This is a genomic window from Marinobacter albus, assembly GCF_030238305.1.
GTDB lineage: Bacteria > Pseudomonadota > Gammaproteobacteria > Pseudomonadales > Oleiphilaceae > Marinobacter > Marinobacter albus.
This window is the reverse complement of record NZ_JASSQD010000003.1, coordinates 592,847-611,240: the sequence shown is the minus strand read 5'-3', so window position 1 is coordinate 611,240 and position 18,394 is coordinate 592,847. Positions and strand designations below refer to the sequence as shown.

General features: G+C 59.6%; 17 protein-coding genes and 1 other RNA gene. 15 read left to right on the top strand and 3 right to left on the bottom strand.

Annotated features, from left to right (window positions below; translation table 11 throughout):
• Positions 1-6 precede the first annotated feature (6 nt).
• Positions 7-636, top strand: a complete 630-nt coding sequence (locus tag QQF73_RS17730) for a glutathione S-transferase N-terminal domain-containing protein (protein ID WP_219868656.1) — start codon at positions 7-9, stop codon at positions 634-636.
• Positions 637-695: 59 nt separating this feature from the next.
• Positions 696-1,103 (top strand): ClpXP protease specificity-enhancing factor, encoded by a 408-nt coding sequence (locus tag QQF73_RS17725; RefSeq protein WP_285369029.1) that lies wholly within the window; start codon positions 696-698, stop codon positions 1,101-1,103.
• A gap of 47 nt (positions 1,104-1,150) precedes the next feature.
• Here QQF73_RS17725 and QQF73_RS17720 read toward each other — a convergent pair whose 3' ends face one another.
• The 3 genes from QQF73_RS17720 to QQF73_RS17710 are packed head-to-tail and all read right to left on the bottom strand — an operon-like array spanning position 1,151 to position 4,081.
• A complete protein-coding gene (locus tag QQF73_RS17720) occupies positions 1,151-1,741 on the bottom strand; it encodes a D-sedoheptulose-7-phosphate isomerase (RefSeq protein WP_219868654.1) in 591 nt (196 codons plus the stop codon).
• 9 nt (positions 1,742-1,750) lie between these two features.
• Positions 1,751-2,116, bottom strand: coding sequence for a YraN family protein (locus QQF73_RS17715; protein ID WP_285369008.1), 366 nt, complete (start codon positions 2,114-2,116; stop codon positions 1,751-1,753).
• A 24-nt stretch (positions 2,117-2,140) separates the two neighbouring features.
• A complete protein-coding gene (locus QQF73_RS17710; RefSeq protein WP_285369007.1) occupies positions 2,141-4,081 on the bottom strand; it encodes a penicillin-binding protein activator in 1,941 nt (646 codons plus the stop codon).
• A 75-nt stretch (positions 4,082-4,156) separates the two neighbouring features.
• Here QQF73_RS17710 and rsmI point away from each other — a divergent pair, with 75 nt between their 5' ends.
• The 13 genes from rsmI (at position 4,157) to murC (ending at position 18,394) form a co-directional block, all read left to right on the top strand.
• On the top strand, positions 4,157-5,053 hold the full coding sequence (gene rsmI / locus QQF73_RS17705; protein ID WP_425607964.1) for a 16S rRNA (cytidine(1402)-2'-O)-methyltransferase: 897 nt from the start codon (positions 4,157-4,159) through the stop codon (positions 5,051-5,053).
• A gap of 54 nt (positions 5,054-5,107) precedes the next feature.
• Positions 5,108-5,458, top strand: an RNA gene (rnpB, locus tag QQF73_RS17700) — RNase P RNA component class A.
• A gap of 305 nt (positions 5,459-5,763) precedes the next feature.
• Complete coding sequence (gene mraZ / locus QQF73_RS17695; protein ID WP_218636862.1) at positions 5,764-6,216, top strand: division/cell wall cluster transcriptional repressor MraZ; 453 nt, start codon at positions 5,764-5,766, stop codon at positions 6,214-6,216.
• Complete coding sequence (gene rsmH, locus QQF73_RS17690; RefSeq protein ID WP_219868652.1) at positions 6,213-7,196, top strand: 16S rRNA (cytosine(1402)-N(4))-methyltransferase RsmH; 984 nt, start codon at positions 6,213-6,215, stop codon at positions 7,194-7,196. The genes mraZ and rsmH overlap by 4 nt, the downstream gene beginning before the upstream one ends.
• Positions 7,197-7,198: 2 nt before the next feature.
• Positions 7,199-7,603 carry a cell division protein FtsL gene (ftsL, locus tag QQF73_RS17685; RefSeq protein ID WP_285369005.1) on the top strand — a complete coding sequence of 135 codons (405 nt, stop codon included), beginning with the start codon at positions 7,199-7,201 and terminating at the stop codon, positions 7,601-7,603.
• A gap of 33 nt (positions 7,604-7,636) precedes the next feature.
• Positions 7,637-9,376 carry a peptidoglycan D,D-transpeptidase FtsI family protein gene (locus QQF73_RS17680; RefSeq protein WP_219868650.1) on the top strand — a complete coding sequence of 580 codons (1,740 nt, stop codon included), beginning with the start codon at positions 7,637-7,639 and terminating at the stop codon, positions 9,374-9,376.
• A 4-nt stretch (positions 9,377-9,380) separates the two neighbouring features.
• Positions 9,381-10,865 (top strand): UDP-N-acetylmuramoyl-L-alanyl-D-glutamate--2,6-diaminopimelate ligase, encoded by a 1,485-nt coding sequence (locus tag QQF73_RS17675; RefSeq protein ID WP_219868649.1) that lies wholly within the window; start codon positions 9,381-9,383, stop codon positions 10,863-10,865.
• On the top strand, positions 10,862-12,253 hold the full coding sequence (locus QQF73_RS17670; protein ID WP_285369003.1) for a UDP-N-acetylmuramoyl-tripeptide--D-alanyl-D-alanine ligase: 1,392 nt from the start codon (positions 10,862-10,864) through the stop codon (positions 12,251-12,253). The genes QQF73_RS17675 and QQF73_RS17670 overlap by 4 nt, the downstream gene beginning before the upstream one ends.
• Positions 12,238-13,323 carry a phospho-N-acetylmuramoyl-pentapeptide-transferase gene (gene mraY / locus QQF73_RS17665; protein WP_219868647.1) on the top strand — a complete coding sequence of 362 codons (1,086 nt, stop codon included), beginning with the start codon at positions 12,238-12,240 and terminating at the stop codon, positions 13,321-13,323. Before QQF73_RS17670 ends, mraY begins: the two co-directional genes overlap by 16 nt.
• A 15-nt stretch (positions 13,324-13,338) precedes the next feature.
• Entirely contained in the window at positions 13,339-14,679 is a 1,341-nt protein-coding gene (murD, locus tag QQF73_RS17660) for a UDP-N-acetylmuramoyl-L-alanine--D-glutamate ligase (RefSeq protein WP_219868646.1), read from the top strand.
• A complete protein-coding gene (gene ftsW, locus QQF73_RS17655) occupies positions 14,679-15,878 on the top strand; it encodes a putative lipid II flippase FtsW (RefSeq protein ID WP_219868645.1) in 1,200 nt (399 codons plus the stop codon). The genes murD and ftsW overlap by 1 nt, the downstream gene beginning before the upstream one ends.
• Positions 15,871-16,956 (top strand): undecaprenyldiphospho-muramoylpentapeptide beta-N-acetylglucosaminyltransferase, encoded by a 1,086-nt coding sequence (murG, locus tag QQF73_RS17650; RefSeq protein ID WP_219868644.1) that lies wholly within the window; start codon positions 15,871-15,873, stop codon positions 16,954-16,956. The genes ftsW and murG overlap by 8 nt, the downstream gene beginning before the upstream one ends.
• Positions 16,949-18,394, top strand: coding sequence for a UDP-N-acetylmuramate--L-alanine ligase (murC, locus tag QQF73_RS17645; RefSeq protein ID WP_285369000.1), 1,446 nt, complete (start codon positions 16,949-16,951; stop codon positions 18,392-18,394). The genes murG and murC overlap by 8 nt, the downstream gene beginning before the upstream one ends.

Sequence of the window (18,394 nt, the reverse complement as noted above, 5' to 3'; positions counted from 1 at the left end):
AGTTCTATGGGCGTTGTGACCAAGCGGTCATCAATGACGTTTTTCTCGGATCCGGCCAGCCATTACAGCCACAGGGTGCGTATTGTATTGGCAGAGAAGGGTGTTACCGTCGACATCGTTGACGTGGATCCGGATAACCCGCCGGCCGAGCTGGCCGATCTGAATCCATACAATGCCCTGCCGACCCTGGTGGATCGTGATCTGGTTCTATACGAGCCCAACATCATGATGGAATACCTCGATGAGCGTTTTCCGCATCCGCCATTGTTGCCGGTTTACCCGGTGGCCCGGGCCAACAGCCGCCTTATGATTCACCGTATCCAGCGCGACTGGTGTGGTCTGGTCGATCAGATCCTGGCGCAGCCGAATGCAAAAGCCTCCGAGGTCGCTCGCAAGGAATTGCGTGAGAGTCTGTTGGCAACGGCGCCTCTGTTCGGAGAGATGCCATTTTTCCTGTCAGAGGAATTCACCATTGTTGACTGCTGCATTGCCCCGATCCTGTGGCGCCTTCCGGCGCTCGGTATTGAGCTGAATGACAAGCAGGCCCGTCCGCTGCAGAAGTACATGGAGAGCATCTTCAGTCGGGAGGGGTTCAAGGCCAGCCTCTCTGATCTCGAAGAAGACATGCGCAGCTGAATTGGCGGCTCCCGTAACACCGGGCCAGGAGAATGGTAGTGCCTGATAGTAAAATCACCATGACGTCCAGTCGGCCGTACCTCGTTCGGGCTTTTAACGAATGGATTCTGGACAACGACTGCACCCCCTACATTGTGGTGGATGCCGGTGTTCAAGGTGTTCAGGTTCCCACCGAGCATGTTGCCAACGGTCAGATCGTGCTTAATATCAGTCCCGGGGCTGTCCGGGGGCTGGTGATCGGCAACGGAGCATTGGAATTCAGTGCCCGCTTTGGTGGAGTCCCCATGCAGGTCTTTATTCCTCTGCAGGCGGTGATGGCAATTTACGCCAAAGAGAATGGTGAGGGCATGGTGTTTGGCAGTGAGCCGGGCTCACCCGACCCGGACGGTACCAGCGACAAGGATGACGCCCGTCAGGGTGGCGACGAGCGTCCCTCCGGGCGACCGACCCTGAAGGTGGTCAAATAATCCTCGCCAAGTAGTCCCAAAAAAGCCAGCAATTGCTGGCTTTTTCTTTATCCTCCGAACAGTTTGCTGTCGATCAGTCCGCACAGGGCATTGATGATTACCAGCAACAGCGGCGTAGCCTCGGTCGGGGTAAGGTCGTTCAGGGCGATTTCGTGATCTTCCGGATGCATCAGGGAGGTGATATCGGATTTCTCTCGCGCGCTCAGCACCACGACGTTCATCTCCCGATCATGGGCGGCCTGAATCGCTTGAATCAGGTTGGCCTTGTGACCATCGTCGACAATGACAAACAGCAGGTCCCCCGGTTTTCCGATCGCTCTGACCTGGCGTGAGAAGGTGTCATTGAAGCGGTTGTCCCGGCAGATGGCCGAATAAGTCGTCGCGTCGGCCCCCAGGTTGATCGCGGGCAGGGCCGGACGGTCCTGATCGAATCGATTCAGCAGTGCGGTACAGAAATACTGGGCCAGAATGTTGGCGTTGCCGTTGGCACAGGTAACAATCTTTCCATCCTGCAGCAGCGCGTTTACAAAGGCGTCTGCAACTTCTTCAATCGCCGGACCGACCGTGCTGGCGGCCTGGGCAGTGTGTTCCATGTGGCTGGCAAACCATTGGCTGATCTGGTGTTCGGTGTCCGTCATTGTGTCTGTCTATCCTGCCTGGATTGCATTTTTTATCCATTGTACTCGGTATTTCTTGACCGTTCCCGGGCTGATGGCAATTACATCGATGCGGCTCAGAGTGTCCCAGAGACCGTGTTTGTGTAGGTAAAAGGATGCCGCCTTCAGGAGTCGTTTCTGCTTGGGAAACGTCACGGAGCTGGCCGGATCGGTCAGGCTGCCGGCGCCGCGGTAGCGCACTTCAAAGAAAACGAGTGTGTCTCCGTCACGTCCGATCAGGTCTATTTCGCCGCCACGGTTGTAGACGTTGCGTTCGGAGATGGTCACGCCTCGACTCATGAGGTACCGGGCAGCCACCCCTTCAAAGTGATTGCCCAGTGCTTTTGTGCCTTCCATGGCATTTGGTTCCAAAAGTCTGGGTTACTGGTTAAGGCCCGGTGACCGGCTGCTGTCCTCCACCGGGGAGGGCTCCGTCTCGGAGAGTCGGGGTTCAGGATCCGGCAGCAGTTTGGGCGTGCCGTTCTGGAACTGAGCCCAGAGTTGTTCGCGATGAATGCTGCCTTCGCTGGTCATGGTGAGAACGCCCGTCTGCCCGTCAATGGAGGCGGTTTCGACTTGGCGCAGCAGCGGGAGCCGCTTGCTCAGCTGCCAGGCATCCGCCCCCATGGCAAACAGCCGGCCAAGCTGGCCCCGGGTGCCGGACAGATGTTTGTCTGCCTTCATTCGCAGTTCGTTCCCTTCACCGAGAATCCAGGGCGTATCGGTGAAAATCACCTGGTCCAGGTCCCTGTCCCTGGCTGGATCCGGGGTGCCCTCGTATACGATGGAGGGGGAATAAACCGGAAGGTCGCCGCCGAAGTAAAAGGCGAATAGCGGTTTGAACTGGCGGGCTATCGTCGGTTCAGCCACCATGACGATCGCATCGGCGTCTTGCCGGCGCCGGGGTTCGAATTCCAGGTCTAGCCCAATGGTTCTCTCCACCTGAATGGCCCGGTCCCGGGAGGTTGTGATTCCGAGCAGGTCTGCGGTTACCGCACGAAGGTTATCGTCACGGAAGAAGCGCTCAATATCCAGGGCTGTACTGCCGTTGGCACCCATGCGCTGCAGGAGGGCGGCTTCGACCCGGTCCCCCCACTCGCCCTGCGGAATCAGAACCAGGGCATGGCGAAGGCCCTCTGCATCCAGCCGGTCGGCAATCTGCCGCGCCTCGTCCTCGGCAGACAGTCCGAACTGGTAGAGACCGTCCGGCACCTTCTGGTCAACCGGCAGGTAGTTGAGCCCCAGTGCCGGGACCGGAAGGGTGTTCATGGAACCGAGTCGGGTCAGCGCCTCCTTTTCGAGAGGGCCGACAATCAGGTCCACATCCTTGCTCGACAGTTCCTTGTATAGCTCGGTGAACTCGGAGTCCGAGGTGTCGACGATTCGAATGTCCGTTTTGCTACGGTCAGCGGATTCATCGGAATAATAGGCCGCAATGAAGCCGTCGCGAATGGCTTTGCCGGCCGTTGCCAAGGGGCCCTTGAGTGGCAGGGCCAGCGCAATGGTTTCAGGACGGCTTTCGGCCAGGGACGCAATCAGCTGCAGCTCTGATGGCAAAACCTGGGCTGCCGGATGACCGGGCCAGTTGTTCTGCCAGCCGCGAATGGAACGGCCCTGCTCATCGAGTTCAACTTCCGGCGTTCGCACCGATGCGGCGAGCTCCAGCCAGCCTTGTGCCTCATAGCCGATCGCACTGCTGCTGGCGGCATTGAGCTCATCGTCTGGCACCGTTTTCAGCAGCTGCCAGATCTGGTCGTGCAGTTGTTGCGGGTTGGCGCTGCTGTCCGTTTGTGTCTGCAACACCAGCGTCATGGCGGCGGGCAGAGGCTGGCCGGCCAGGGCAAACGCCTGTGACTGTAGCTGGGCGGCTCGGCCCATTAATTCGGGGCCGTAGTCGGTGATGCTATCGGGGGGCAGGTCTGCCACCAGGGTGCGAGCCCATTCGTCGTCTTCCAGTGCCGTCGCGCTGGCCATGGCCAGGAGGCGCTTCTGGCTTTCCAGCGCCGGTTCCGCTTGCGCCAGCTGGGAGCTTTGCAGTAGCGTGCGAGCAGCCTGATGGTTGCCCTGATCCTGAAAACGGCTGGCGATGCGCAGCAGATAGCGCTGAGCAGTCTCGCGATTGGTTTCCTGGCTGGCAAGCTCGAGGGCCTGCTGCGGGGTCTGTGCAACATGGGACTGAAGGTTGACGCTGGCACAACCGGCGGACAACAGTGCCACGGTAAAGGCTGTGGCGAGGGCTCGATGTTTGGTGGGGTTTTTGATCATGGCAAGCTCGAAATACTCCGGATTATTGGGCTTGTGGCGCCGATCTAACGGTGGCAAGTTTAACAGCTCCGGGGTCAATTCACATGACGTAAGTGTCATGGTAAGAGTGGCAGCAACAATGAGGCGGGCAATTTGAAATCCCAGGGCGAGAAGTCGGCATCCATAACCGGCAACAAAGAAGGGGCCAGTGGTGTTCTATATATCGTGGCGACACCGATTGGCAACCTGGATGATCTGTCTCCCCGTGCTGTCGCCACGCTGTCCCGGGTTGATGTGGTCGCAGCCGAGGACACCCGCCACAGCGGTCGCCTGTTGCAGCACCTCGGGCTCCAGAAGCGATTGATTGCACTGCACGACCACAATGAGCGGGATCGGGCCGGCAGCATTCTGGATGAGCTCGAGCGGGGGCACAGTGTCGCCTTGATTTCGGATGCTGGCACGCCCCTGATTTCGGACCCGGGCTATGTGCTTGTTCGTGAGGCCCGGCGCCGTGGGCTCACGGTTACACCGATTCCCGGGCCATGCGCTCTGGTTGCTGCGCTGAGTGCTGCCGGTTTGCCCACAGACCGCTTTTTATTCGTCGGTTTTCTGCCCGCCAAGCGAACAGGCCGCCGCGCCGCTCTGGAGCCACTACGTCAGGAGTCGGCGACCCTGGTGTTTTATGAATCACCTCACCGAATACTGGATGCCGTCAGCGATATCGCGGCAGTCCTCGGCGATAGCAGGGAGATCGTGTTGGGTCGCGAATTGACCAAGACCTTCGAAACTTTCTATTCAGGGGCTGTCGCCGAAGTGCTTCCTGCGCTGGAGGCCGATCCCCACGGGACCAAGGGAGAGTTTGTGGTGATGATCCGGGGGGCGGAGCCAGCCGGTCATGACGATGAGGAGGGGGCTTTGGACGTTGATCACCTGATCAGGCTGTTGCTTCCGGAGATGCCAGTCAAAAAAGTGGCGAAACTGGCGGCCGAACTCAGTGGCCGCTCAAAAAACGATCTCTACCAGCGGGCACTGGAGCTCAAGCAGGATTGATGTCTGCCGCGAGTTTTCCTTGCAAGGCCCTTAAGGCAGGAGTATTGTCTCGCCCGAGCTCGCCAGACAGTCGCCGCCGGTTTCGCCGGGGGAGGAAAGTCCGGGCTCCGCAGGGCAAGGTGCCAGGTAACGCCTGGGCGGCGTGAGCCGACGGAAAGTGCAACAGAAAGTAGACCGCCTAAGCACCTTCGGGTGCCGGTAAGGGTGAAACGGTGCGGTAAGAGCGCACCGCGTGGCTGGCAACAGTCCACGGCGATGGTAAACCCCACCTGGAGCAAGACCAAATAGGAATCCAATGGCGTGGCCCGCGCTGGATTCGGGTAGGTTGCTTGAGGCCTGTGGTGACGCAGGCCCTAGATGAATGACTGTCCACGACAGAACCCGGCTTATCGGCGAGCTCGCTTCCCCGCTTTCCCAATGTGATGCGCTTCCTTCTCAGTAGATTTCCGTTATAGCTAAAAAATCTTAATCCTAACTTGCCTTCTTCAGACATTTTTGCAGGTGTTTGATTTTTCACCTTTTCTTTTTCGTAATCTCTCCATTTTTCCAAATCCTTGCCCGTAACTTGTTGTCATAAAAGGAACTTTTGCCAGTGCGACGCTGTTTGCGGCGCTTGCATTGTGTAATGCGTGTTTCTATAGTGTGCAGAAGTGGGAAAAAGTGGTTTCTAGTGGTTTTTTGTGGGTATCCAGCTCCCAGAGACGGTGTAAATGAGCAAATTTCTCGGCAGCAATGCCATCAATATGGATGCGAAGGGTCGCTTGGCGATCCCCGCCAAGGTGCGCGAGGAGCTCGCGCAGACCTGTGGTGGGCGCATTGTATTGACGGCCAATGCCGATGAAGAGCGCTGTTTGCTGGTTTATCCCGAGCCGGAGTGGGAAGAGCTGCGGCCCAAAATCGAAGCGCTTCCCAATATGAACAAGGCCGCGCGCCGGCTGCAGCGCTTACTGCTTGGTAATGCTGCGCCCATGGAGCTGGACTCCGCTGGGCGTATCCTGATTCCACCAACCCTGAGAAGCTATGCCCACCTTGAGAAAAAACTGATGCTGATTGGCCAGGGTAAAAAACTGGAACTCTGGAGCGAGGAACGTTGGTTCGCCTGGCTCGATGAGTCCTCCGACGACGACGAGATGCCACCCGAAATGGAGGCGCTCTCCTTATGACCTCCGATCGCAGGCAGGGGCCCGGAGCTGCGCTTCCGCATCGCTCGGTGCTTCTGGATTCGGCGGTCGACTACCTGGTCAATGACCCCGACGGCAATTACGTGGATGCCACCTTTGGCCGGGGTGGTCACAGTCGGCTCATCCTGGACCGTCTGGGCGATGGTGCGCACCTTCTGGGCATCGACAAAGACCCGGAGGCGATTCGCGAAGCTGAGCAGTTGGCTATCAAAGACCCGCGGTTCTCTTGGTTCCATGGCTCCTTTGCGGAACTTGATCTGGCTCTCGCGCGTCGGGAGTGGGTCGAGGTGAATGGAGTGCTGATGGATCTGGGGGTGTCCTCCCCGCAGCTGGATGACGCGTCGAGAGGCTTCAGCTTCATGCGTGACGGCCCTCTGGACATGCGGATGAATCCGCAGCAGTCACCCAGCGCGGCAGAGTGGCTCGCTGAAGCTGACGAGCGGGACATTGCCAATGTGATCTGGCGATACGGCGAAGAGCGGTTCTCTCGCCGTATCGCTCGTTTGGTCGTGGCGCGTCGCCAGGAAGAGGCAATCGAGACGACTCGCCAGTTGGCCGAACTGGTTAGTGAGGCGGTGCCCAAGAAGGAGAAGCATAAGCACCCGGCGACCCGGACCTTTCAGGCGATCCGGATCTTTATAAATCGGGAGCTCGAGGATCTGGAAATTGGTTTGCAGGCTGCAGTTGATCGCCTCGCACCTGGGGGCAGACTGGTAGTGATCAGTTTTCATTCGCTTGAGGATCGCGTCGTCAAAAGGTTCATGCGGGATCTGGCGCGCGGGCCCCAGCTTCCCAAGGGCATACCGGTGACTGCAGATCAGGAAGCGTCGGCGTTCCGTTTGATTGGTAAAGCATCAAAGGCGAATGCAGAAGAAGTAAGTGACAACGTCAGGGCCAGGAGCGCAGTGATGCGGGTCCTGGAACGAATTGGTTCAGATGCGAACTCGAAGGGGAGTGCATAGTCATGGGCGCCGTAGCCATAGAACAGCCAGTAAAGACGGCCAAGCTTAACAAGCAGCGAATGCGCGATGGCGTAGCCACGGCTGTTCGGATTTCGTGGCAGGTCTTCGATGCGACTCGCCAGCGTAACGTGATGATTTCTCTGGCGTTGGTGACCTTGCTCCTGGCCTCATCTATTGGCGTGGTCGTCAGCGCACATGAAAACCGAGAGCTGTTCAATACGCTCTCTCACCTTCAGGGCGAACGTGATCGTTACCAGCAGGAGTGGAGTCAGTTGCTGTTGGAGCAGAGCGCGCTGAGTGCCCATGGGCGCGTTGAAAATCTTGCAGCAGAGCGTTTCGGAATGGTGGTTCCGGGGCGCCAGGACATTGTCCTGGTACCGCTGATGTCGCCGACGTCAGCGCCTTAATACACGATAACAACAACCGTCAGGGTGATCGATTTGTCCGGTCAGGGAACGCAGAGAACATGGAGCCAGCGATTGGTGTCCGGCCTGAAAGCCTGGCGCTATTGCTCTGTGCTGGGCGTTTTTCTGATGGTGGTCGCCGGCCTGGGCTGGCGGCTGGTCGATCTCCACATTGTCGATAACGAATTCCTGCGCAAGCAGGGCGACGTCCGTACCATCCGGGTTGAGTCCATCGACGCCCATCGAGGAGTCATATCGGACCGCTACGGTGAACCCCTGGCGATAAGTACGCCGGTCCAGACCATCTGGGCCAATCCGTTAGAGGCAGATTCCGGCGAAGCGCGCCTGGCTAACCTCGCACGATTGCTCGACATCAGCGAAGCGGGATTGCGTGAGCGCCTGGACGATTACGCAGGTCGCGAATTCATGTACCTGCGGAGAAAGGTTCAGCCGGAATTGGCGCGCCAGATAATGGCGCTGGACATCGATGGCATCTACACCCGCCAGGAGTACCGCCGTTACTATCCCGCCGGCGAAGTGACCGCTCACATTGTCGGTTTCACCAACATTGACGAGCGTGGTCAGGAAGGCATGGAACTGACCTACAACCAATGGCTGTCCGGTGAGTCTGGTCGCAAGCGGGTTCTCAAGGACAATCGCGGCCGCGTCATCAAGGATCTGACGCTGATTCGCGATGCCCGTCCCGGAAATAGCCTCCAGCTCAGCATCGATCTGCGCCTGCAATATCTGGCTTACCGTGAGCTGAAGGCCGTGGTTCAGGCTCATGACGCCCGGGGTGGAACCCTGGTCATGCTGGATGTGGATACCGGGGAAGTGCTTGCCATGGTCAACCAGGGATCTTACAACCCCAATGACCGGAGCCAGCTGGCGCCGGAGAATCTTCGGAACAAGGCAATTACGGATCTGTTTGAGCCCGGCTCGACCATGAAGCCGGTGACTATGGCCGCGGCCCTTGAAACCGGCAAATACTCGGTCAACACCACCATCGATACCTCGCCGGGCTACCGGCGTTTTGGTCGTTTTACCATCCGCGATCATCGCAACTATGGTGTGATGAATCTGACCGATATCATCGCCAAGTCCAGTAACGTGGGTATCAGCAAAATTGCCACTGATATTGGCGGTGACACCATTCGCGATCTTTACAGCCGGCTGGGGCTCGGCCAGCCCACCGGTATCGGATTTCCGGGTGAGGCCGTTGGTGTGCTTCCGTCACCGCCGAAGTGGCGTGCCGTTGAGGAGGCCACTCTCTCCTATGGCTACGGCATGAGCGTTAATGCGCTGCAGCTTGCCCAGGCCTATATGGTTATTGCCAACGGCGGTGTACGTTATCCGTTAAGCCTGATCAAGCTGGAAAGGGAACCTGAAGGACAGCGGGTACTCTCAGAAAAGGTGACCCACGAAGTTCGGGGCATGCTCCGGGAGGTTGTTTCCCGAGGCACCGGTAAGCGAGCCCAGCCGGGATTCTACTCGGCCGGCGGGAAAACCGGGACCGTCCATCTTGTTGGCAAGCAGGGTTATGAGGACAGTCAGTACAAGGCGATTTTTGCTGGTATGGCGCCTATTGATAACCCCAGAATTGTAACGGTTGTGGCCGTTGATGCGCCGCAGTCCGGCGAATACTACGGAGGCGAAGTAGCTGCTCCGGTATTCGCACGGGTCATGAGTGACGCACTGCGACTGTTGAATGTGAAGCCTGAACTGGAAGTCGGTGGCGCGAAAGTGCCTGGAAAGACCGCCGGGGAGCGAGGGTAAAGCTATGTGCATCACATCACTCAGCACGTTGTTGCAAGGAATTGTGCCGGTGCCGTCGGTATTCGACGTAACTATTCACGGACTCAAGACGGACAGTCGCGATGTCAGGTCGGGCGATGCCTTTGTTGCCCTGGCCGGTGCCCGAACGCCGGCGGATCATTATCTGGAGGATGCAATTGCTGCGGGCGCCACGGTAGTGCTGCTGGAATCCGAGGCAGCGGGCGAATGCACCGAGCGTCACGGGGCTCTGCTGGTGCCGGTAGTCGGCCTGCGGTCCCTGTTGGGCAAGATTGCGGACCGCTTCTTTGAACACCCGTCCCAACGATTGCGACTGATTGGCGTGACGGGAACCAACGGCAAAACCTCGGTCACCCAATACGTGGCGCAACTGCTCAAGGAAACCGGTACGCCCTGTGGTGTGTTGGGCACGCTGGGCTACGGCATGCCTGGAGCATTGCAGCCCGCCACGCATACTACCCCGGACGTTGTTCAGGTAAACCGGGTTCTGTCGCGCATTCTGGCTCAGGGTGGTCGGGCCGCGGTTATGGAGGTGTCCTCCCATGCTCTCGATCAGGGGCGGGTGGATGACCTGACCATCACGGGCGGAATCTTCACCAATCTGACCCGGGATCACCTTGACTACCACGGTTCCATGGAGGCCTACGGCGAGGCCAAGGCCCGTTTGTTTGATCGGGAAGAGCTGCATTTTTCCGTGATCAATTTCGACGACCCATTCGGTCGTCAGCTGTTCGATCAGCTCGAAGGCCAGTGTGATCGCATCCGTTTCAGTCTGCATGAATCCCAGACGGAGCTTTGGTTGAAGTCCTTCAGTCCGACCGACGACGGCTTTGAGGCAAGTGTGGATGGCCAGTGGGGGACGTTCGACATCGCGGTGCCGCTGATGGGAAGTTTCAACGCCAGCAACGTTCTGGCGTCGATGGCCATGGTGCTGACCCTGGGGGTCCCGGTTGAACGCGTACAGCAGGCGGTCAGCAAGTTGACGCCACCTCCGGGCCGACTCGAAAAATTCAGCAGCGCCGATGGTGTCCGGGTGATTGTGGATTACGCCCATACCCCCGATGCCTTGTCTAATGCGCTGGCAGCCCTGCGGCCCCATGTTGCGGGACGACTGATCTGCGTTTTCGGTTGCGGCGGCGACCGGGACAGCGGCAAGCGTCCGGAGATGGCAAGGGAGGCCGAGAAAGTGGCCGATGTCATTATCGTTACCGATGACAACCCGCGCAGTGAGGATCCCGCTGCCATTGCATCCGATATAGTGGCGGGCTTCTCCGAGCCGGAGCGGGCATCGGTGATTCATGATCGTGCGGAAGCGATTCGTTCCGCCATCCAGATGGCCTCCGCCGACGACCTTGTCCTGGTGGCTGGTAAGGGGCACGAAGCCTATCAGGAAGTGGCTGGCCAGAAGATTCCGTTCAGTGATGCGGAACAGGTGCGTCATGGCCTGCACCTGAACGGGGGTGTGGCATGATGCGCGAATTCTCCCTGGCCGATGCCCGGCGCTGGACGGGTGCGACCACTGGCACCCGGGGCCTGGAAGATCTTCATTTTACCGGGGTTTCCACCGATACCCGGTCTCTCGGACACGGTCAGCTGTTTGTCGCTCTGCGCGGTGATAATTTCGACGGCCATCGCTTCCTGCAAAAGGCTAAGGAGTGCGGCGCGGTGGCGGCAATCGTCGATACCGAAGATGCGGCCGTCGACCTGCCGCAGCTGGTGGTCGCCGACACCGTTAACGCCCTGGCTCGGCTGGCTGCCGGCAATCGCAACGAGAGTGATGCCCGGTTCGTTGCTGTCACCGGCAGCAGTGGCAAAACCACCGTGCGGGAAATGACGGCGGCGATTCTGGCGAGAATGGGAGCTACCCTGGCGACCCAGGGTAACCTGAACAATCACATCGGTGTGCCATTGACCCTGTTTGGCCTCACCCCGGCCCACCGTTTTGGTGCCATCGAGCTCGGAGCCAGCGGACTGGGGGAAATTGCCCACACGGTCGCGATTACCCGCCCGGAGGTGGTGATCCTGACCAACGCCGGTTCCGCGCATCTGGAGGGATTTGGCAGTTACGAAAATATTGTCCAGGCCAAAGGCGAAATCATTGATGGCGTTACCGAACATGGCCTGGTTGTGTTGAACCGGGACGACCCCGCGTTTGAGCAATGGCAGGCCCGTGCAGGCCATCGCACAGTGGTAAGTGTCAGTCGGCTTGGGCACCCCGGTGCAGATTATCGCTCAGAGCCGATCGAGTCGGACGCGCCGGGCCAGAGTTTCCGCGTAAGCGGCCCTGACAATTGGGCATGTACCGTTCGCCTCGGCCTTGAAGGAGAGCACAACCAGACCAATGCGATGCTTGCGATCGCTGCAGCGCGGCATCTTGGGGCTGGCAGTGACGAAATTACAGCAGGGCTGGCTGAACTCGCACCGGTTAAAGGGCGATTGCAGACCCTTGAGCTTGCGCCGGATCTCACCGTGATCGATGACAGTTACAACGCCAACCCGGCCTCAATGAAGGCCGCGCTCAGCGTGCTGGCCAGGCGCCGTGGAGAGAGAGTCGCCGTGTTTGGCGCCATGGCGGAGCTTGGTCCGGAGGCTCCGGCCCTGCACCGTGAGGTCGGCGAGTTCGCCAGGACCGAGAATATTGACCGTTTGCTCACCGTTGGGCCGGGCTGCGAAGGCTATGCCGATGGCTTCGGCGCCGGAGCGGAAGCGTACCAGACCCACGGTGAAGCCGTTGAGGCCATCGTCAGTGCCAGTCAGTCGCCGAGGACGGTGCTGGTGAAGGGGTCTCGCAGTTCCGCCATGGACCGCGTGGTGGAGGGATTAAAAGAAAAGGTGAATAACTCATGCTGCTCTGGCTGACAGAGGTTCTATCACAATATTTCACGGCGCTGACCGTGTTTCAGTATCTGACGTTGCGCGGAATACTGGGCACCCTCACAGCCTTGCTGATCTCGTTGATCATTGGTCCGGTGATGATCCGCAAGCTGAGCCAGTACCAGATCGGTCAGGCCGTTCGGGACGACGGTCCCCAGACTCACCTGAGCAAGGCCGGTACGCCGACCATGGGTGGCGCCCTGATTCTGGTGGCGATCGGGATCAGCACGCTGCTCTGGGCAGATCTCACCAACCGCTACGTCTGGGTCACCCTGCTCGTTACCCTGTTGTTTGGTGCGATTGGCTGGGTCGATGATTACCGCAAGGTGGTTGAGCGTAACCCGCGGGGTCTGCCGGGACGCTGGAAATACTTCTGGCAGTCGGTAATTGGCGCGGGGGCCGCCATAGCCCTGTTCTTCAGTTCGTCGATGCCGCAGGAAACGTCGTTGTACGTGCCCTTCGTCAAGCAGGTTTCCCTGACGCTGGGACCGGTGATCTTCATCCTGCTCAGCTACTTCGTCATTGTCGGCAGCAGTAACGCCGTCAATCTGACCGATGGCCTGGATGGTCTGGCGATCATGCCGACGGTGATGGTGGCGGGCGCGTTGGGTATATTCGCGTACGTTTCCGGCCACTCGCAGTTTGCCGACTACCTCCTGATTCCCCATCTTCCGGGCACCGGTGAGCTGATCGTGTTCTGCGGTGCCATTGTCGGCGCCGGGCTCGGGTTTCTGTGGTTCAACACCTATCCGGCGCAGGTGTTCATGGGGGACGTCGGCGCATTGGCGCTGGGCGCTGCCCTTGGTGTGGTGGCGGTCATCGTTCGGCAGGAAATCGTGCTGTTCATCATGGGCGGTGTGTTCGTGATGGAGACGGTGTCGGTGATTCTGCAAGTGGCTTCGTTCCGGTTGACGGGCCGTCGCATCTTCCGGATGGCGCCTCTGCACCATCATTTTGAATTGAAGGGCTGGCCCGAGCCGCGCGTCATCGTGCGGTTCTGGGTGGTAACGGTTGTTCTGGTTCTGATTGGCCTCGCCAGTCTGAAGATACGATAAGGGTACGCATCTATTATGAGCGTCATTGTTTCGGATCGTCGCACATTGATTGTAGGGCTCGGTAAAACCGGGCTCTCCTGCGTGCGCTATCTATCCGAACAGGGACGGGAGATTGCGGTTGCGGATAGTCGCGAAGCACCGCCGGGTCTTGACGAGTTGCGGGCGGGCTGGCCGGATGTGCCGGTTCATCTTGGCGCCTTTGATGCGGAGCTGTTCGCAGGTTTCAATGAACTGGTGGTGAGCCCCGGCATCAACATTGCCGAGCCGGCCATTGCCCGGGCGAGCAAGAACGGGGCCCGGATCCGCGGCGATATCGATCTGTTTGCCGAGGCGGCAGATGCCCCCATCGTGGCCATTACCGGTTCCAACGGTAAAACCACGGTTACCACGCTGGTCGGGGAGATGGCCAAGGCCGCCGGTCGCCGGGTGGAAGTGGGTGGCAATATCGGCACGCCGGCACTCGAGCTCCTCGGGCGCGGTGCCGACCTATACGTATTGGAGTTGTCCAGCTTTCAGCTTGAAACCACCGAGGAACTGAACGCCCTGGCGGCTACTGTCCTGAACGTCAGTGACGATCATATGGATCGTTATCCGAACAAAATGGCCTATTTCCAGGCCAAGCAGCGGATATTCCGGGGCTGCAAGAACGCGGTGGTCAATCTGGATGATGCCTTGAGTACGCCGATGGCGAGGGACAACCTCCGATTCATCTGTTTCGGGTTTCACCGGGTGAATCCGGAAACCTTCAGTACCCGGGATGACGATCAGGGCACCTGGATTACCTTCGGTTTTGACAATCTGTTGCTGGCGAGTGACCTGCACCTGATGGGCCAGCACAACATCAGCAATGTGATGGCGGCCCTCGGTCTTGGGTATGCCGCGGGCCTGCCAATGGAGGTCATGCTCGATGTGGCCCGCCGTTTCCCCGGTCTGCCACATCGCTGTGAGTTTATCCGGCAGGTGGGCGGGGTCGATTACATCAACGACTCCAAGGGCACCAACGTGGGTGCCTCAGTGGCGGCGATCGAGAGCCTGGCGCCCGAGCGAGGCAAGGTCGTGCTTATCGCCGGGGGCGACGGCAAGGGTGCAGACTTTGCCCCGCTGCAGGCGCCTGTTCTTTTGCACTGTCGGGCGCTGGTGCTGATTGGCCAGGATGCCGGGCAGGTCGCCGAAGCCATCGGCAACGGCGTTGACAGCCACATTGCCCGCTCGCTGGCGGAAGCGGTCACCATCGCTTCCGGGCTGGCACAGGACGGCGATCGCGTGTTGTTGTCACCCGCGTGTGCCAGCTTCGACATGTTCCGCGACTATGGTGATCGCGGCGACCAGTTCCGCACACTGGTGGAGGCGTTGTGATGCAGACAGGAATCACGTTGCCAAACCGAAACCAGTGGCTGGGTGAGCTTCAGCCGCTTCCGATGCTGGTCATCAGTGCCGTTGCCTTGCTGGTGATGGGGGTGGTGATGATTTCCTCGGCGTCCATGGACATGGCTGCCGAAACCATGGGCAACAGCTACCACTATGTGATTCGGCAGCTGCTCTTTGCCACGCTGGGCTGCGTGCTGGCGCTGGTGGCTGTCAACGTGCCCATCTCATGGTGGGAGCGCAGCGGTTGGCTCATGCTGGGCGTAGGCCTTCTGGTATTGGTACTGGTTCTGACACCGCTGGGGCGCACCGTGAATGGTTCTACCCGCTGGATTCCCTTCGGTCTGTTCAATGTTCAGGTATCCGAGGTCGCCAAGTTGTGTCTGATCGCATATCTCGCCGGGTACGTTGTCCGCCGCCGCGAAGAGCTGCTGAACACCTGGGTCGGCTTTCTCAAGCCCTTGGTCGTGCTTGGGGTGGCGTCTGTGTTGCTGGTGATTCAGCCGGACTTCGGGGCCACCGTGGTACTGGTTTCGGCTGCCGCCGGCATGATTTTCCTCAGTGGCGTCCGGCTGAGCCGGTTCGTTCCGCTGATCGTGACTCTGGTTGTGCTCGGCGGGCTGCTGGTTCTGACCCAGCCCTATCGTCTCAAGCGCGTAGTGAGCTATCTCGATCCCTGGAAGGATCAGTTTGACAGTGGCTACCAGTTGACCCAGTCGTTGATTGCCTTCGGTCGTGGCGACTGGGGCGGCGTTGGCCTCGGAAACTCAATCCAGAAACTGTTTTATCTGCCCGAGGCCCATACGGATTTCATATTTGCCATTATCGCCGAGGAATTCGGCCTGCTGGGCTCATTGATTGTCCTGGCGTTATTTACCCTGCTGGTGGTCAGCGGGTTTGTTATTGCCCGTCGGGCCGAGAAAGCGAACATGCCCTTTGGTGCGTGTTTCTCCTATGGCATCACCCTGCTGATTGGGCTGCAGGCGACAATCAACATTGCCGTCAGCACCGGCATGCTGCCGACCAAGGGGCTGACTCTGCCGTTGGTCAGTTATGGCGGCTCCAGTCTGATGATCATGTGTGTGGGTATCGGTGTCCTGGCTCGGGTCGAGATGGAACGTTTGGACCAGGTACGCCTGGGGCAGGAAAAGGCCCGCCCACGAGCCCGGGGAGGTGCGGTTTATGACTGACCAGCGCCGTTTCCTGATGATGGCTGGTGGTACCGGTGGTCACGTTTTCCCGGCGCTGGCAACGGCCCGCGCGCTCGAGGAAAAGGGGCACCAGGTTTACTGGCTTGGGGCCAGCGGTGGCATGGAACAGCGTCTGATCGGCGACACCGACATCCCGCTGTCCCTGATTCACATCTCGGGTCTGCGGGGCAAGGGGAAATTGGCACTGCTGCTGGCTCCATTCCGCTTGATGCGGGCACTGGGTGAGGCCTTCACCATCATGCGGCGGATTCGCCCTGACTGTGTTGTGGGTATGGGCGGTTTTGTGACCGGCCCGGGCGGCGTGGCCGCGTGGCTGACGCGTACACCTTTGGTTATCCATGAACAGAATGCGGTGGCAGGGATGACCAACCGTCTGCTGGTGCGGTTTGCCGAGACGGTCCTCGAGGCATTTCCGGGCAGTTTCGGTGCCGAGGTGATTACCCGGTGCACCGGCAATCCGGTCCGGCAGGATCTGGCGAAATTGCCGACACCGGACCAGCGTATGGCCAACCGTGACGGTGTACTGCGGCTGCTGGTGGTCGGTGGCAGTCTCGGAGCGCAGGTTTTCAACCAGCAGGTTCCGGAGGCCCTGGCAGCTATGCCTGAAAACGAACGGCCGGTCGTCCGGCATCAATGCGGCGAGAAACACGTTGAGGCGGCCCGTGCCGCCTACGAGCAGCATGGGGTCGAGGCCAGAGTCGAGCCGTTTATCAAGGATATGGCTGAGGCCTACGACTGGGCTGATGTCGTGTTGTGCCGGGCCGGAGCCCTGACCATTTCCGAGCTCTGTGCGGCCGGCATCGGGGCCATCCTCGTGCCTTTCCCGCACGCAGTTGACGACCACCAGACCAAGAATGGCCAGCAAATGGTGAACGCGGGTGCGGCGATATTGATTCCGCAAAACCGGCTGACACCGGAAGGACTGGCAGAGACCCTGGGCGACCTGAGCAGAGATCGGACCCGGGTAACAAACATGGCGAAGGCCGCACGCGCGCTGGCCCGCCCGGATGCAACGGAGAGAGTCGTGAATTACTGTCTGGAGGCCGCCAATGGCTGATGCAACGAATCCGCCGCTGGTCTATCAGGTGCCGGAAATGCGCCGGATTCGCCATATCCATTTTGTGGGTATCGGCGGCGCCGGCATGAGTGGTATTGCCGAAGTGCTGAAGAATCAGGGCTACGATGTCTCTGGTTCGGACATCAAGGAGGGGGCAGTCACTGCGAGGCTCAAGGCCATGGGCGTGGAAGTGCACATCGGTCATGGTCCCGAAAACAGCGCCAAGGCGGACGTTGTAGTGGTGTCCTCCGCCGTGGCTGATGACAACCCCGAGGTTGTTTCGGCGCGCGCTCGGAGGGTTCCTATCGTTCCCCGGGCTGAAATGCTGGCGGAGATCATGCGCTATCGGCATGGCATCGCGGTGGCAGGCACCCACGGCAAGACGACCACCACCAGTCTGATCGCGTCGGTGCTGGGTGAGGCCGGTCTCGACCCCACCTTTGTCATCGGTGGCAAGCTGAACAGCGCCGGCACAAATGCCCAGCTTGGCGATTCCCGTTACCTCGTCGCAGAAGCGGATGAGAGCGACGCCTCGTTCTTGCATCTGACACCGGTCATCTCGGTGGTGACCAACATCGAAGCGGACCATATGGATACCTATGGTGGGGACGTCGAGAAGCTGAAACAGACTTTTGTCGACTTTCTGCACAACCTGCCGTTCTACGGCGTTGCCGTCATGTGTGTCGACGACGGTTTTGTCCGCGAAATCATCCCGCGAATTTCCCGGGCCATCATTACCTACGGCATTGATAATCCCGAGGCCGACTACCGCGCCGAGGACATCGAATCGGACGGCTTGCGGACCCGTTTTCTGGTCAAGCGTCCGGGTGGCCGGAGTGATCTGGCGGTGGAGCTCAAGATGCCGGGGCGTCACAACGTGCTGAACGCTCTCGCGGCCATTGCCGTGGCAACCGATGAGGGCGTTGCCGATGATGCAATCTGCAAGGGCCTTGCGAGCTTTGCAGGCGTGGGCCGCCGGTTCCAGGTATACGGCGACTATCAAACGCCCAAGGGCATGATCACCCTGGTGGATGACTATGGTCACCATCCGACCGAAGTCGAAGCGGTGATCCGGGCCGCCCACGATGCCTGGCCGGGTCGTCGCCTGGTGATGCTTTACCAGCCCCATCGGTTCAGCCGAACCCGAGACCTGTACGAAGACTTTGTCCGGGTTCTGTCCGAGGTCGACGGTCTGTTGCTGATGGAAGTGTATTCCGCGGGTGAGCCCGCCATTCCCGGCGCTGACGGCCGTGCGCTCTGTCGTAGCATCCGGCAACGGGGCAAGGTTGAGCCCATGTTTGTCGAAGACAACAACGAAATCGAGAGCCTGTTGGCGAATGTGCTTCAGGACGGCGACCTGTTGATGACCCAGGGCGCCGGAGATATTGGTGGTGTAGCGGCGAGATTGGCCGCAGCAGGAGTGATTGCCAGTGAGTGA

What these genes read in the sequence shown, in the direction of transcription:
- QQF73_RS17730 (WP_219868656.1), top strand. Translation starts at nt 7, where the DNA reads ATGGGCGTTGTGACCAAGCGGTCATCAATGACGTTTTTCTCGGATCCG.
- QQF73_RS17725 (WP_285369029.1), top strand. Translation starts at nt 696, where the DNA reads ATGACGTCCAGTCGGCCGTACCTCGTTCGGGCTTTTAACGAATGGATT.
- QQF73_RS17720 (WP_219868654.1), bottom strand. Translation starts at nt 1,741, where the DNA reads ATGACGGACACCGAACACCAGATCAGCCAATGGTTTGCCAGCCACATG.
- QQF73_RS17715 (WP_285369008.1), bottom strand. Translation starts at nt 2,116, where the DNA reads ATGGAAGGCACAAAAGCACTGGGCAATCACTTTGAAGGGGTGGCTGCC.
- mraZ (WP_218636862.1), top strand. Translation starts at nt 5,764, where the DNA reads ATGAGCAAATTTCTCGGCAGCAATGCCATCAATATGGATGCGAAGGGT.
- rsmH (WP_219868652.1), top strand. Translation starts at nt 6,213, where the DNA reads ATGACCTCCGATCGCAGGCAGGGGCCCGGAGCTGCGCTTCCGCATCGC.
- ftsL (WP_285369005.1), top strand. Translation starts at nt 7,199, where the DNA reads ATGGGCGCCGTAGCCATAGAACAGCCAGTAAAGACGGCCAAGCTTAAC.
- QQF73_RS17675 (WP_219868649.1), top strand. Translation starts at nt 9,381, where the DNA reads ATGTGCATCACATCACTCAGCACGTTGTTGCAAGGAATTGTGCCGGTG.
- QQF73_RS17670 (WP_285369003.1), top strand. Translation starts at nt 10,862, where the DNA reads ATGATGCGCGAATTCTCCCTGGCCGATGCCCGGCGCTGGACGGGTGCG.
- mraY (WP_219868647.1), top strand. Translation starts at nt 12,238, where the DNA reads ATGCTGCTCTGGCTGACAGAGGTTCTATCACAATATTTCACGGCGCTG.
- murD (WP_219868646.1), top strand. Translation starts at nt 13,339, where the DNA reads ATGAGCGTCATTGTTTCGGATCGTCGCACATTGATTGTAGGGCTCGGT.
- ftsW (WP_219868645.1), top strand. Translation starts at nt 14,679, where the DNA reads ATGCAGACAGGAATCACGTTGCCAAACCGAAACCAGTGGCTGGGTGAG.
- murG (WP_219868644.1), top strand. Translation starts at nt 15,871, where the DNA reads ATGACTGACCAGCGCCGTTTCCTGATGATGGCTGGTGGTACCGGTGGT.
- murC (WP_285369000.1), top strand. Translation starts at nt 16,949, where the DNA reads ATGGCTGATGCAACGAATCCGCCGCTGGTCTATCAGGTGCCGGAAATG.